Annotated in this window: 11 protein-coding genes; 5 read left to right on the plus strand and 6 right to left on the minus strand. The window is 64.1% G+C overall.

Annotation, left to right across the window (positions count from 1 at the left end; genetic code table 11):
- Positions 1-37 precede the first annotated feature (37 nt).
- The 4 genes from AC1DZE_RS05410 to AC1DZE_RS05425 all read right to left on the minus strand — a co-directional run bounded on the left by AC1DZE_RS05410 (position 38) and on the right by AC1DZE_RS05425 (position 4,772).
- Positions 38-1,462, minus strand: a complete 1,425-nt coding sequence (locus AC1DZE_RS05410; protein ID WP_477671784.1) for an NAD(P)(+) transhydrogenase (Re/Si-specific) subunit beta — start codon at positions 1,460-1,462, stop codon at positions 38-40.
- The gene (locus AC1DZE_RS05415) at positions 1,459-1,785 is read right to left on the minus strand and encodes an NAD(P) transhydrogenase subunit alpha part 2 (RefSeq protein ID WP_011485418.1); all 327 of its coding nucleotides are present in this window, start codon (positions 1,783-1,785) and stop codon (positions 1,459-1,461) included. Before AC1DZE_RS05415 ends, AC1DZE_RS05410 begins: the two co-directional genes overlap by 4 nt.
- An 81-nt stretch (positions 1,786-1,866) precedes the next feature.
- Positions 1,867-2,982: a Re/Si-specific NAD(P)(+) transhydrogenase subunit alpha gene (locus tag AC1DZE_RS05420; protein ID WP_477671785.1), complete on the minus strand. Its 1,116-nt coding sequence runs from the start codon at positions 2,980-2,982 to the stop codon at positions 1,867-1,869.
- Positions 2,983-3,236: 254 nt separating this feature from the next.
- Positions 3,237-4,772 carry a CoA-acylating methylmalonate-semialdehyde dehydrogenase gene (locus tag AC1DZE_RS05425; protein WP_477668785.1) on the minus strand — a complete coding sequence of 512 codons (1,536 nt, stop codon included), beginning with the start codon at positions 4,770-4,772 and terminating at the stop codon, positions 3,237-3,239.
- Positions 4,773-4,911: 139 nt separating this feature from the next.
- On the opposite strand from AC1DZE_RS05425, the gene AC1DZE_RS05430 reads away from it, so the two are divergent.
- Together AC1DZE_RS05430 and AC1DZE_RS05435 are read left to right on the plus strand one after the other, a co-directional pair.
- Entirely contained in the window at positions 4,912-5,913 is a 1,002-nt protein-coding gene (locus AC1DZE_RS05430; protein ID WP_457281504.1) for a LysR family transcriptional regulator, read from the plus strand.
- An 8-nt stretch (positions 5,914-5,921) separates the two neighbouring features.
- Positions 5,922-6,437 (plus strand): NUDIX hydrolase, encoded by a 516-nt coding sequence (locus AC1DZE_RS05435; protein WP_477668786.1) that lies wholly within the window; start codon positions 5,922-5,924, stop codon positions 6,435-6,437.
- A 73-nt stretch (positions 6,438-6,510) separates the two neighbouring features.
- On the opposite strand, the gene AC1DZE_RS05440 is transcribed toward AC1DZE_RS05435, so the two are convergent.
- On the minus strand, positions 6,511-8,112 hold the full coding sequence (locus AC1DZE_RS05440; protein ID WP_477668787.1) for an OpgD/OpgG family glucan biosynthesis protein: 1,602 nt from the start codon (positions 8,110-8,112) through the stop codon (positions 6,511-6,513).
- A 110-nt stretch (positions 8,113-8,222) separates the two neighbouring features.
- Here AC1DZE_RS05440 and mnmA point away from each other — a divergent pair, with 110 nt between their 5' ends.
- Positions 8,223-9,437 (plus strand): tRNA 2-thiouridine(34) synthase MnmA, encoded by a 1,215-nt coding sequence (gene mnmA / locus AC1DZE_RS05445; RefSeq protein ID WP_477671786.1) that lies wholly within the window; start codon positions 8,223-8,225, stop codon positions 9,435-9,437.
- Between the two features lie 71 nt (positions 9,438-9,508).
- Here the strand turns inward: mnmA and AC1DZE_RS05450 are convergent, their stop codons facing one another.
- Positions 9,509-10,927, minus strand: coding sequence for a MipA/OmpV family protein (locus tag AC1DZE_RS05450; protein WP_477699856.1), 1,419 nt, complete (start codon positions 10,925-10,927; stop codon positions 9,509-9,511).
- Positions 10,928-11,157: 230 nt separating this feature from the next.
- Here AC1DZE_RS05450 and AC1DZE_RS05455 point away from each other — a divergent pair, with 230 nt between their 5' ends.
- Together AC1DZE_RS05455 and AC1DZE_RS05460 are read left to right on the plus strand one after the other, a co-directional pair.
- Positions 11,158-11,433: a DUF4242 domain-containing protein gene (locus AC1DZE_RS05455; RefSeq protein WP_477671788.1), complete on the plus strand. Its 276-nt coding sequence runs from the start codon at positions 11,158-11,160 to the stop codon at positions 11,431-11,433.
- Positions 11,434-11,441: 8 nt separating this feature from the next.
- Entirely contained in the window at positions 11,442-13,268 is a 1,827-nt protein-coding gene (locus tag AC1DZE_RS05460) for an AfsR/SARP family transcriptional regulator (RefSeq protein ID WP_477668791.1), read from the plus strand.
- Positions 13,269-13,282 lie beyond the last annotated feature (14 nt).

The following is a 13,282-nucleotide window of genomic DNA, read 5'->3' on the forward strand; positions in this document are numbered from 1 at the left end:
GCGGCTCGCCGCCGCGGGAAAACCCGGCGGCCAGCGATTACTCGATGGCCTTGCCCATGTCTTCGATCACCTTTTTGGCGTCCCCGAACACCATCATGGTCTTGTCCATGTAGAAGAGTTCGTTGTCCAGGCCTGCGTAGCCGGCCGCCATGGAACGCTTGTTGACGATGACCGTCTTGGCCTTGTAGGCCTCCAGGATGGGCATGCCGTAGATGGCACTGCCCTTGACGTGCGCGGCGGGGTTCACCACGTCGTTGGCACCCAGGATGATGGCGACGTCGGCCTGGCCGAACTCGGCGTTGATGTCTTCCATTTCATGCACCTGGTCGTAAGGCACTTCGGCCTCGGCCAGCAACACGTTCATGTGGCCGGGCATGCGGCCGGCCACCGGGTGGATCGCGTATTTGACGTTGACGCCCTTGTCGATGAGCTTTTGCGCCAGCTCTTTGACCGAGTGCTGGGCGCGCGCCACGGCCAGGCCGTAGCCCGGCACGATGATCACGGTCTCCGCATTGCCCAGGATGAAGGCAGCGTCGTCGGCAGAGCCCGACTTGACGGGGCGCTGCTCTTTGGCGCCTACGGCGGCGGTGCCGGCCTCACCGCCGAAGCCGCCCAGGATCACGTTGAAGAAGGAGCGGTTCATCGCCTTGCACATGATGTACGAGAGGATGGCGCCCGACGAGCCGACCAGCGAGCCGGCAATGATCAGCATGGAGTTGTTGAGCGAAAAACCGATACCGGCCGCGGCCCAGCCCGAGTAGCTGTTGAGCATGGACACCACCACCGGCATGTCGGCGCCGCCGATCGGAATGATGATCAGCACGCCCATGACGAAGCTCATTGCCAGCATCGCGAAGAAGGCGGGCCAGCTGCCCGTGAACATGAACACCAGCCCCAGGCCGATGGTCACCAGGCCCAGCACCAGGTTCAGCTTGTGCTGGCCGGCAAACTGCACAGGTGCGCCCTGGAACAGGCGGAACTTGTAAGTGCCCGACAGTTTGCCGAAGGCGATCACCGAGCCGCTGAAGGTGATGGCGCCAATGGCGGCGCCGAGAAACAGCTCCAGCCGGTTGCCGGTGGGGATGGGGTTGCCTTTGGCGGCGATGCCAAAAGCGTATGGCTCGGCAACGGCGGCCACAGCGATAAAGACCGCAGCCAAACCGATCATGCTGTGAAAGAACGCCACCAGCTCGGGCATCTTGGTCATTTCGACCGTCTTGGCGCGCCAAGCGCCATAGCCTCCGCCGACCACCAGGCCCAACAGAACGTAACCCATGCCGAGGGCCTTGCCCCCCGAGATTTCGACGATCAGTGCTGCGGTGGTCAGCGCGGCAATGGCCATGCCGGCCATGCCGAACAGGTTGCCGCGGATTGAGCTGGTAGGGTGTGACAGGCCCTTGAGCGCCTGAATGAAGCAAACGGAGGCTACCAGGTACAGCAGCGTGACGAGATTCATGCTCATTTGGCGGCTCCTTCAGCGGGCGCGGCGACTTTTTTTTCTTTCTTGCGGAACATCTCCAGCATCCGGCGCGTCACCAGAAAGCCGCCGAAGATGTTGACGGCCGCCAGCGCCACGGCCAGCACGCCCATGGTTTTGCCCAGTGGTGTTTCGGTCAGTGCAGCCGCGAGCATGGCGCCTACGATCACGATGGCCGAAATCGCATTGGTCACCGCCATCAGCGGTGTGTGCAACGCCGGCGTGACGGTCCACACCACGTGGTAACCCACGTAGATGGCCAGCACAAAAATAATCAGGTTGATGATGGTGGGTGACACTGCATCCATGGTCTTCTCCGTGAGGGACTACGCGGGCGTGAGCCCGGCTTGTCCGATTAAATCCAATTGATCCGATGGGTCCCGAAAGGGTTACTTCTTCTTGACCTCGCCGCCCTGCGTCATCAGGCAGGCTGCGACGATGTCGTCTTCCAGGTCGACATTGAGCGTGCCTTCCTTGGTGATGATGAGCTTGAGGAAGTCGAGCAGGTTGCGGGCATAGAGCGCGCTGGCATCCGCCGCGACAAGGGCCGGTACGTTGGTCTGGCCGATCAGCGTCACGCCGTGCTTGACCACGGTCTTGCCGGGTTCGGTCAGCGGGCAGTTGCCGCCTTGCGGTGCGGCCAGGTCGACGATCACGCTGCCGGGCTTCATGGCCTTGACCATGTCTTCGGTGACCAGCACCGGCGCCGGGCGGCCCGGGATCAAGGCTGTGGTGATGACCACGTCGGCTTGCGCCACGCGCTTGGCGACTTCGGCCTTTTGCCGCTCGAGCCAGCTCGGCGGCATGGGCTTGGCATAGCCGCCCACACCGACCGCGGCTTCGCGTTCTTCGTCAGTCTCGTAGGGCACATCGATGAATTTACCGCCCAACGATTCGACCTGCTCTTTGACGCTCGGGCGCACGTCGCTGGCTTCAATGACGGCGCCAAGGCGCTTGGCGGTGGCGATGGCCTGCAGGCCGGCTACGCCGACGCCCAGGATCACCACGCGGGCGGCCTTGACCGTGCCGGCCGCCGTCATGAGCATGGGGAAGAAGCGCTGGTATTCGGCAGCGGCCATCATCACGGCCTTGTAGCCGGCGATGTTGGCTTGCGAAGACAGCACGTCCATGCTTTGCGCGCGGCTGGTGCGCGGCGCGGCCTCCAGCGCGAAGGACGTCAGCTTGGCCGCAGCCAGGCGCTGCAGCCCGGTGGCATCAAAAGGATTGAGCATGCCGACCAGCACACCTCCGGCTTTGGCCAGGCCCATTTCACTGTCCAGCGGGCAGCGGACCTTGAGCACGATATCAGCGCCATAAGCGCCCGCCGCGTCGGTGATCTCTGCGCCGACCGCCGTGTAGGCCTCATCGGGAACGCTGGCAGCCACCCCGGCGCCGGACTGCACACGGACGGTATGCCCTTGTGCCTTGAGCTTTTTGGTCGTTTCGGGCGTGATGGCGACGCGTGTTTCTCCGGCCGTGATTTCGGCGGGTACCCCAATGAGCATGGGTCTCTCCTCAGTACGTTGGTGTTGGTTTGATTGACGTCAGCCCGCAGGCGGGCTTGCGCGCGATCTGTCTCGGTGTCTTTGTCTGCGTATCCGCTTTTGTACCTGTCATGAAGCTTACATGAGATTTCTGCAATTTTTTGTCAGGGCAGTCTACAGTTTTTGACCCGAGTCAAGCCACGCAATAAAAAAAGCCCCGCCTGCCAATACATGGCGGTTGGGGCCGGTTTGCCTTGATGGCTGGCGTGCTATTTCTATTTGGCTGTCGGCATCACGAATTCGGCGCCCTTGCCGATGCTCTCTGGCCAGCGCTGCATGATGGACTTTTGTTTGGTATAGAAACGTACGCCCTCTTCGCCATAGGCGTGCATGTCGCCGAAGAGGCTTTTTTTCCAGCCACCAAAGCCATGCCAGGCCATGGGCACCGGGATCGGCACGTTGATGCCGACCATGCCGACCTGGATGCGGCGGCTGAATTCGCGGGCCACGTGGCCGTCCCGGGTGAAGCAGCTCACGCCGTTGCCGAATTCATGGGCATTGATCAGGTTCACCGCTTCGGCGAAGTCCTTCACGTGCACGCAGCCCAGCACCGGGCCAAAAATCTCTTCTTTATAGATGCGCATGTCGGGCGTGACATGGTCAAACAGCGTGCCACCCATCCAGAAGCCCTTGCCGCAGCCCGGGCCGGCCTTGGCGCCCGTGAAGGTGCGGCCGTCCACCAGCAGCTTGGCGCCTTCTTTCACGCCCGTCTCGATGTAGCCGGTAATGCGCTGGTGCGCGGCCGATGTGACGATGGGGCCCATTTCAGCGTCAAGCTCCACACCGTTTTTGATCACCAGTGTTTTGGCGCGCGCTTCCAGCATGGGAATGAGTTTTTCGGCCACATTGCCCACCAGCACAGCCACAGAGATCGCCATGCAGCGTTCGCCGGCCGAGCCGTAGCCCGCGCCGATCAATGCGTCCACCGCCTGCTCCAGGTCGGCGTCGGGCATGACCACCATGTGGTTCTTCGCGCCGCCCAGTGCCTGCACGCGCTTGCCGTGGCGTGCGCCGGTTTCGTAGATGTAGTTCGCGATCGGTGTGGAGCCAACAAAGGACACGGCCTTCACGTCCGGGTGCACCAGCAGGGCGTCGACCGCCTCTTTATCGCCCTGCACCACGTTGAAGACGCCGTCGGGCAAGCCGGCTTGCTTGAGCAGGTCGGCCATGAAAAGGCTGGGGCTGGGGTCGATGGGACTGGGCTTGAGCACAAAGCAGTTGCCGGCGGCAATCGCCACCGGGAACATCCACATCGGCACCATCACCGGGAAATTGAAGGGCGTGATGCCGGCCACCACACCCAGCGGCTGGCGCAGCGTCCAGTTGTCGATGCCGGTGGAAACCTGGTCGGTGAAGTCGCCCTTGAGCAGCTGCGGAATGCCGCAGGCGAATTCAACAATGTCGATGCCGCGCGAGACCTCGCCTTGGGCGTCGGTGAACACCTTGCCGTGCTCGGCGGTGATCATGTGGGCCAGCTTGTCCTTGTTCAGGTTGAGCAGTTCCAGGAACTTGAACAGCACGCGCGCGCGGCGCAGTGGCGGCGTGTCGGCCCAGGCGGGAAAGGCGGCCTGGGCTGACGCCACGGCCGCATCGACCTCCGTTCCGCTGGCAAGCGCGACATAACCCGACACCGCGCCCGTTGCAGGGTTGAAGACTTCCTGGCTACGCCCGGAAGACGGCGCGGCCACACGGCCATTCAGGTAGTGGCCGATGGTGGCTTGTGAAGCGGAGGCAGCAGGGGATAAAGACATTTTGCAATCCTTGAAAGGTGGCGGCACCGGACTGGCCGTTGGGGGTTCACCGCAGTCTAGGGCTGCGCAGCCGAATTGATAATGCCCCGTTTTGTGATTACATTGTTCATATTTTTGAACAATAGACCTCTCGACCTCCATGTCTTCCGACCAGCTATCGCCCCTTGTCGCCGATCTTCACCTGCTGACCATCCTGGCGGCTACACGCAGCTTTACCGAAGCGGCGCGCCGCCTCGGGATGTCCAAGGCCTCGGCCAGCATGCGCATCAGTGAGCTGGAGCGCGCCGCCGGCGTGACGCTGGTGCGACGCACCACGCGCTCCGTAGGCCTGACGGAGGCTGGCCAGCAATTGGTGAACGACATGCAGCCGGCGTTTAACCGCATCAGCGAGAGCTATTCCGCCGTGAAGGACCTGGTGGAAACCCCGCGCGGGCTGATCCGCGTGACAGCACCTGTCGCGCTCGGGCGTCAGCACCTGGCGCCCTGCGTTGCGGCCTTCCTCAAGCGCTATCCCGAGATCCATATCGAACTGGAACTCACCGACCGCTTTGTCAACCTTGCCAATGAAGGCTTCGACCTGGCGATACGACACACGAATGCGCCGCCCGACACCCATGTGGCCTGGGTGTTGTGCGAAACGCGCTCCATCCTGCTGGCCAGCCCCGACTACCTGGCGCGCCGCGGCGTGCCTGCGCAGCCGTCAGACCTGGCCGCGCACGATTGCCTGCTTTACCTGGGCAACCACAACACCGCCAGCTGGACCTTCGTGCGCAGCGGCAAGCGCAAATCCCGCGAGCAAGTTGGCGTGAACATCACGGGCACACTGAAGGCCAACAACAGCGAAGTGCTGCGCGAAGCGCTGGTGGCGGGCCTGGGCATCGGCCTGCTGCCGGATTTCAGCGCACCTGCGGGTGGCAGCGCGGTGCCATCGCCGTCGCCGCTTGTGCAGGTGCTGCCCGAGTGGCAGGTGCAGGGATTTTTCGGCGAGCGCATTTACGCCCTCAGGCCCTGGTCGCAGCAAGTGCCCAAGGCGGTGCAATGCCTTGTGGCACATTTGCGCGAGAGTTTCGCTGCCGGATTTTCGGCTAGCAAACACACCTGGCCGGCCGGTCAGGACCCCGGTCATCAAGGCCACGGATAATCCGGCGCATGATTAAACGATGGAAACCCAGCGTCACGGTCGCTGCGGTGATTGAAAAAAAGACGGGCGGTGTCTCCAGGTTCCTGCTGGTCGAAGAGGAAACGCGGGACGGCCTGAAGCTCAACAACCCCGCCGGCCACCTGGATCCCGGTGAAAGTCCCTTTGAGGGTTGCGTGCGCGAAACACTGGAAGAAACCGCCTTCCATTTCACGCCCACCGCCATTGTGGGTGTCTATCTCTCCCGCTTTGAGCGGGCCCTCATCGGGCAGGAAGAATCCGAAGACATCACCTACCTGCGCTTTGCGTTCTGCGGCGAACTGGGCGAGCACGTGGCAGGCCAGGCGCTGGATGAGGGCATTGTGCGCACGGTCTGGCTGACGGCCGACGAAATAAGAGCAAGCGCTCACATGCACCGAAGCCCTCTCTTGTTGACCTGCATGGAAGATTACCTGGCAGGCAGGCGCTTCCCGCTTGATCTGGTGACCACGGATGCCAGCGTGCATGCACCGCTGAACCAGAAGTAGGAAGCACCGCTGCCGTGGATGATTTGGCAGCGCCAACGGGACCCCGCTTTCCCGCTGACAGCCAGCGCAATCCTCAATAAAGAATTCGTTGCGCCACCGGCGGCGGCGTCCACTGGTACAACCAGGTCTCCGTCAATGACTGGCCGTCGACCTGCAAATGCATGCGCAGGTTGATGGGTGCCGTGCTGTCGCCATCGGGGCGCAGGTCGAACATGGCACGCCACCCCTTGATGGCGTCCAGCGGCCGGGCCGACGTCAATTCAATCGTGCCGCGCGAAGCGGTGATCACGGCTTTGACCTGGGCCCCGCGGTTCAGCAAGGCAAAGTCGCCGCCCGCAAAATCGACGGCAAAACGCCGCGTGTAGGCGGTGCGCTTTTGCCCGACCACGCCGCCGAGGCCGGTACGTGTGGCCACACAGCGCGCCAGCGGCCCTTGCGCGGCGGGCGGTTCGCCCCCCCAGTGCAGCCGGTAGGAAAACAGCAACTCCTGCCCTGCCTGCGGCTTGTCCCTGGGGTTCCAGAAGGCCACGATGTTGTCAAAGGTTTCGTCCGCGGTCGGAATTTCCACCAGCTGTATCGCGCCCGCACCCCAGCCCGCCTTGGGCTCAACCCACAGGCTCGGGCGTTTTTCATAGAACACGCCGTCGTCCTGGTAGTGGTCAAAGTTGCGATCGCGCTGCATCAGGCCAAAACCGCGCGGGTTCTCGTCCTGGAAGGCGTTGAACTGCAATTGCGCCGGATTGGTCAGTGGACGCCACAGCCATTCGCCCGTGCCGCTGTGCATGGCCAGGCCGTCGGTGTCGTGGATTTCGCCGCGCCAGTCCCAGCCCATGCGTTTGTCGTTTTCGCCGGTCTGGAACATGCTGGTGCACGGCGCGATGCCCATGCGGTCAATGGTTTTGCGCGGATACAGCGCCACGTCCAGGTCCATGACCTGCGTGTCGCCCGGCGTGATCACAAAGCGGTAGGCGCCGCTGACACTCGGCGAGTCCAGCAGGGCGTAGACGGTCAGTGAAGCCGCTTTCGGGTCCGGCTTTTCGAGCCAGTAGCCGATGAAATCCGGAAACTCTTCCGGGAAAGTTTGCGCCGTGTCGATGGCCAGGCCCCGTGCCGACTGGCCATACTGCCATTCGCCTCCCACCGCGCGAAAGTAGCTTGCGCCAAGGAAGGCCGCCACGTCACGCACCGGATCGGTGTGGAAGTTCAGCCGGAAGCCGGCAAAACCGAGATCGACGGGCAATTTGTCGCCCCGCACGCCGCTTTTTCCGTAATCAAACATGGCCGGGTCATAGGCCAGTTCCTGTGCCTGGCCATTGCTCACTTCATGCATGCGCACCGGCGTCTTGAAGAATAGGCCGAGGTGAAAAAATTTGGCCACGAAGCGCAGCTTGTCATCGCCCCACAAGGCATGGTCGTCCCTAAAGCGGATGGCCTGGTGCTGGTCCCAGTTCAAGTCCGAAATACCGGCCGGCAAGGCCGCAGGCCGGGGCCGGTAGGGTTTGGCGGCCAGGTCGCGCGCCTGGCCCTTGAGCATCGCGTAATCGAAGGCTTGGGCCTTGCCCACGGGTTTGAGGCCCGCAGCCTGGGCCAGTGACGAAAGCCATGGCAACCCGGTGGCGATGCCGGCGGCCGTGACGGCCTGCCCGGTGCGGGAAAGAAATTGACGTCGTTGCAAAGTGGCAGCTCCTGCAAGAAAGGGAGTTCCATTGTGCCGCCGGCCGCACGGCCAGCAGGGCCGGAAAGCCTCAGCAGGCGCAAACGCTTTCATCTTTTTACAATAGAGCCATGGGCAACCCGCAAATCAACACACACAGCCACGACGGCAAGCGGCAACGGATCGTTGTTGGCCTGAGCGGAGGCGTGGACTCCGCCGTGACGGCGCACCTGCTCAAGCAGCAGGGGCACGAGGTTATCGGCATCTTCATGAAGAACTGGGAAGATGACGACGACAGCGAGTTCTGCTCGTCCAACATCGATTTTGTCGACGCCGCCGCCGTGGCCGACGTGATCGGCATCGAGATCGAGCACGTCAACTTCGCAGCCGACTACAAGGACCGCGTCTTCGCCGAGTTCCTGCGCGAATACCAGGCTGGCCGTACGCCCAACCCCGACATCCTGTGCAACGCCGAAATCAAGTTCAAGGCATTTCTGGACCATGCCATGCGCCTGGGCGCCGAAAAAATCGCGACCGGCCACTATGCGCGGGTGCGTCGCAATGAAGCCACCGGCCTGCACGAACTGCTCAAGGGCCTGGACCCGGCCAAAGATCAAAGCTATTTTTTGCACCGGCTGAACCAGTCACAGCTCTCCAAAACGCTGTTCCCTGTGGGTGAGCTGCGCAAGACCGAAGTCCGGCGCATTGCCGACGAGATCGGCCTGCCCAACGCGAAGAAAAAAGACTCCACGGGCATCTGCTTTATCGGCGAGCGGCCTTTCCGCGAATTTTTGAATCGCTACATTGCCAAAGAGCCCGGCCCCATCAAGAACGACAAGGGCCGCGTGCTCGGTGAGCATGTGGGCCTGTCTTTCTACACGCTGGGGCAGCGCCAGGGCCTGGGCATAGGCGGCGTGAAGGCCAAAGGGGCCGAGCTCAAGGCCGTGCAGGCACGCGGGTTACGCGGCGTGGGCGAGCACGAACCCTGGTTTGTGGCACGCAAGGACCTTGAAACGAACACGCTGTGGGTGGTTCAGGGCCATGATCACCCCTGGCTGCAATCCACGGTGCTTCAGGCACAGGACTGCAGCTGGGTGGCGGGACATGCACCGACGCCCGGTGTCATGGCGGCCAAAACACGCTACCGGCAGGCCGACGCGCCCTGCGAACTGCGCAGCGCTACCGGCGCGGCCTGCGAACTGGTGTTTGCCGATGCCCAGTGGGCGGTGACGCCGGGCCAGTCGGCTGTGCTCTACCAGGGCGATGTCTGCCTGGGTGGCGGCGTGATTGCCACCAGCAATGTGCAGAACCAGCCGGCTGTGCCGGTCCGGGCAGTCTACGCCTGATTTTCATTCAAATCAGGCCGAAAGCCATTATGGTATTGCGCAAGCAGCTATTAAATCAATAGCAAAACGACTCAAAGCGCGGTTTCAACGTAGGTGTAAATGTAGTTGGAGCCGCCGTTGACGTTGCCCAGCAGGCGCGACGAACCAAAAATGCCCGAGCGGTGCGACACACCAAAGCCTATAAAGGTGTCCTTGAGCGGCCGGTAGCCGATCAGGTCGCCCAGGCTCACGTCAATGGTCGGGTCCAGGTAGTTAAGCATGCGCGAGGCCGACTTGCCGTTTGCCGCCAGGCTGGACGACTCGATGTAAGGCGCCCGCTGCGCCATGGAGACGCCCACGCCCAATCCCAGCCGCGTCTTGACCCGGTCGCTCCACGGGAAGCCCGAGTAAACGGCTTTCATGAACAGGTCCAGTTGCACGCCATTGGCCTGCAGGCCCCGCTCGTTGTGGTGCGTGAGGCCCACGTAGCCGATGAAGTCGAGCGGCCAGCCGTTCACGTTGTTCAGGAAGGGCTTGCCCACCTGAATGCCGGTGATGCGGGTCGAATTGACCTTCGCCGTCGACAGGCACTGCGCCGTGATGATCTTGGCCAGGTGGCAGCCATCTTCGGTTGACTTGCCGTACAGCAGCTTGAAGTAGGTGGGCGAGCCGTCTTCTGCCCACTCGCGCTTGTGGCCGCCAAAGTCATAGGCCGCGCCGATATACACGGCGGGCAGCACGCTCTTTTGCACGATGGGGCTGTTCTTGGTCTTGTTGTCCAGCAAGGTGGCCGACACACCGGCCAGCAGGCGCCAGCGCTCCGTGAGGTCATAAGAGCCGTAAAGGCCAATCGAGGTCTGCACGCCCGAGCCCGGCGCATAAGCAGGCCGCCCGGCCGTTGCCTCACTGGCCTGCACGCCGTAGTAATAGTTGTTGAGCCTGGCGTCGCGCACCCCCACGGTCACACTGGGGCGCAACATCCAGGGGCCCGAGCGCCAGTCGTAGGTGTAGCCCAGACGGAACTCGTTGCCCTTGTAGGTGTTGCTGATGTCATGCACCAGCTCCGCCTGCAACGTGCCCCAGGGCTGGCGCCAGCGGTAGGCCAGGCCCAGGTCCAGGCCCGAGTCGCGCGGCGACATGCCGGCCAGGCTGGCGGGCAGGCGCTCGGTCGGAAAGCCCTCCAGGCGCTGCTCCACAAAAAGGTCCAGGCGCCGCTCGGTGCCGTTGAGCAGCTTGATGCCGCCCCGGTTGGCATGCAGGAAAAGCCGCTCGCCCTCATACAGGTAAAGCGGCAACAGGTCGTAGCGCGTGCCGGCATCCTTGTAGGGCGAACGCTCGATCCGGGTCACGAGGCCCAGCCCGACACTGCCCGGCGAAGAAAGGATGTCGGTGAGCGGCTCAGTGTTGCCGCCGGCAAAGGCCGGCAGGGCCGCGCACAGCCCGGCAGCCGCAATAGCAGCTCCGCGCAGAACTCGGTGTGGCAAAAGGAGCAAAGGGGAGCGATTCATCATGTTTTTTTGAAAGTGGGGGATGTTGCAGCAGCCGGTCAGGGGGCACACACTCCGATGCTATCCACGAACAACGCATCCGCTCCGGCCGATTTGTAAGAAAACGGGTACAAATCGGATAGGCCGACACCGCGCCATTCCCCTTATTGATTCGATCCGGGCGTCTTTCTCACACGCCGGCTCACACGTACACTGCCTATCTTCGGGTCTCCACTAACTTAACGGAGCCTGTTATGCCCAAATTCGTGATCGAACGTGCCATCCCCGGACTCGGGACCCTGAAGCCCGCCGAGCTGCAATCCATCTCCCAGAAATCCTGCGGTGTGCTGCAGGAACTGGGGCCTGATGTGCAGTGGGTGCAAAGCTATGTGACGGGCGGCAAGATGTACTGCATCTACAACGCGGCCAGCGAGGAACTCGTGAAGGAACACGCGCGCAGGGGTGGCTTTCCGGCGGACACCGTCTCGCGAGTCACCACCACCATAGACCCCACCACCGCCGAAGCCTGAGGCCGCCGGTGAACTCGCCAGCCCCGAACGACGCGCCGCCTTTGGGGCTGGCCATCCACCTGCTCGGCCCGCCGCGGGCGGAGCGCGGAGGCCAGCCCGTGCCGGCGCCACGCGGGCACAAAGTCTGGGGCCTGCTCGCCTACCTGGTCCGCAGCGATGCGCCGGTCAGCCGCAAGCACCTGGCGCAGCTGCTGTTCGAGGATGCCGAAGATCCGCTGGCCGCCCTGCGCTGGAACCTTAGCGAGCTGCGGCGCCTGCTCGGCACCGCAGATTTGCGCGGCGATCTGCTGGCGCTTTCACTGGAGCCTGCCACCTACGTCGACCTCAGCGCCGTGCTGTCGGGTAGCTGGGCGCAAGCCCTGTATGTGCCCGGCCTGGATCACGAGTTGCTGGAAGGCATGAATTTTTCCGGCAGCCCGGCCTTCGAGGTCTGGCTTGCCACGGAGCGCCGCCATCTGCAGGCCGCCGCCGAAGCCGTGCTGCGCGAAGCCGCACTGGCTCGCATGGCCGCGGGCGCCATGACAGAAGCAGCCGCGCTGGCCGGCCGACTGGTACGGCACAACCCGCTTGACGAGAACTACCAGGCTTTGCTGGTGCGCAGCCTCGCGGCCGCGGGTGACGGCGTGGGCGCCGCGCGCCAGGCCGCAGCCTGCCGTGAATTGTTCCAGCGCGAACTCGGCGTGCAACCCGGCGCCACGCTGGACGCCGCCCTGCGCACGCTCACCGCAGCGCCCACCGCGCGGCCCGCCACCGGGCGCGCCGCGGCGCTGGCACAGCTGGAAGCCGGGGAGGCGGCGATCAGCGCCGGCGCGCTCGATGCCGGCCTGCAATGCCTGCGCCGCGCGATCGTGGAAGCCGATGCCACCGGCGACGCGGCGCTGCGCGCGCGCACGCGTGTGGCCCTGGGCGGCGCGCTGGTGCATGCCGCCCGCGGACGCGACGAAGAGGGCGCTACGGCGCTTCACGAAGCACTGGAGGTCGGCCACGAGGCTTCGCCGGCACTCGCCGCCGCCGCGTGCCGCGAGCTCGGCTACGTCGAATTCCTGCGCGGCCGCTATGAACGCACGCTGGCCTGGCTGCAACGCGCGACGCCGATGGCAGCCGGCGACCACGCGGAGCAAGCGCGCATTGCCACCGTGCAGGGCGCTGCGCTCAGTGACACTGCGCATTACACAGCCGCCATCAGCCAGCTACGCGAAGCAGAGGTGCTGGCTGCTAGCGTCGGCGACAGCCGGCAACTTGCCTACGCGCTGTCCATGCTGGGCCGCGCGCTGCTGCTGCACGGTGAACCCGAGGCCGCCGCCGACGCCCTGGACCGCTCGGTGGCACTGGCCCGGCAAGGCTGGACCGCCTTTGTGCCGTGGCCGCAATCGCTGCGGGCCGAGATCGACCTGCTGCGCGGCGACGTGGATGCGGCCGCGAACCGCTACGAGCATGCCTTCGCGCTCGGCTGCCAGCTCAGCGACCCATGCTGGGAAGGCATTGCCGGCCGAGGCCTGGGGCGCGTGGCGATGGCGCGCGGGGAACCGCAGCGCGCCGTCGAAATACTCGCTGACGCATTGACGCGCTGCATACGCCTTCCTGATGCCTACCTGTGGGCCAAGGCATATGCCCTCGACGCGCTGTGTGATGTCGCTGTGGCACAAGCCATGCCCCAGGCCTCGGCCTGGATCAACGAAATGCAGGACCTCGCTGCGCGCAGCGGCATGCGCGAACTGACGGTGCGCGCCTGCCTGCACCGCGCGGCGCTCGGCGACGGTGCGAGCGCGGCGGCGGCGAAGCTGCTTGCCGGCCAGATCGACAACCCCGCGCTGCACGCCCTTGCCGGGCTATGACTGCGGTTGCCACA

This window comes from Polaromonas sp. P1_F1 (genome assembly GCF_056405795.1).

What these genes read in the sequence shown, in the direction of transcription:
- AC1DZE_RS05450 (WP_477699856.1), bottom strand. Translation starts at nt 10,927, where the DNA reads ATGATGAATCGCTCCCCTTTGCTCCTTTTGCCACACCGAGTTCTGCGC.
- AC1DZE_RS05410 (WP_477671784.1), bottom strand. Translation starts at nt 1,462, where the DNA reads ATGAGCATGAATCTCGTCACGCTGCTGTACCTGGTAGCCTCCGTTTGC.
- AC1DZE_RS05455 (WP_477671788.1), top strand. Translation starts at nt 11,158, where the DNA reads ATGCCCAAATTCGTGATCGAACGTGCCATCCCCGGACTCGGGACCCTG.
- AC1DZE_RS05415 (WP_011485418.1), bottom strand. Translation starts at nt 1,785, where the DNA reads ATGGATGCAGTGTCACCCACCATCATCAACCTGATTATTTTTGTGCTG.
- AC1DZE_RS05435 (WP_477668786.1), top strand. Translation starts at nt 5,922, where the DNA reads ATGATTAAACGATGGAAACCCAGCGTCACGGTCGCTGCGGTGATTGAA.
- mnmA (WP_477671786.1), top strand. Translation starts at nt 8,223, where the DNA reads ATGGGCAACCCGCAAATCAACACACACAGCCACGACGGCAAGCGGCAA.
- AC1DZE_RS05425 (WP_477668785.1), bottom strand. Translation starts at nt 4,772, where the DNA reads ATGTCTTTATCCCCTGCTGCCTCCGCTTCACAAGCCACCATCGGCCAC.
- AC1DZE_RS05430 (WP_457281504.1), top strand. Translation starts at nt 4,912, where the DNA reads ATGTCTTCCGACCAGCTATCGCCCCTTGTCGCCGATCTTCACCTGCTG.
- AC1DZE_RS05420 (WP_477671785.1), bottom strand. Translation starts at nt 2,982, where the DNA reads ATGCTCATTGGGGTACCCGCCGAAATCACGGCCGGAGAAACACGCGTC.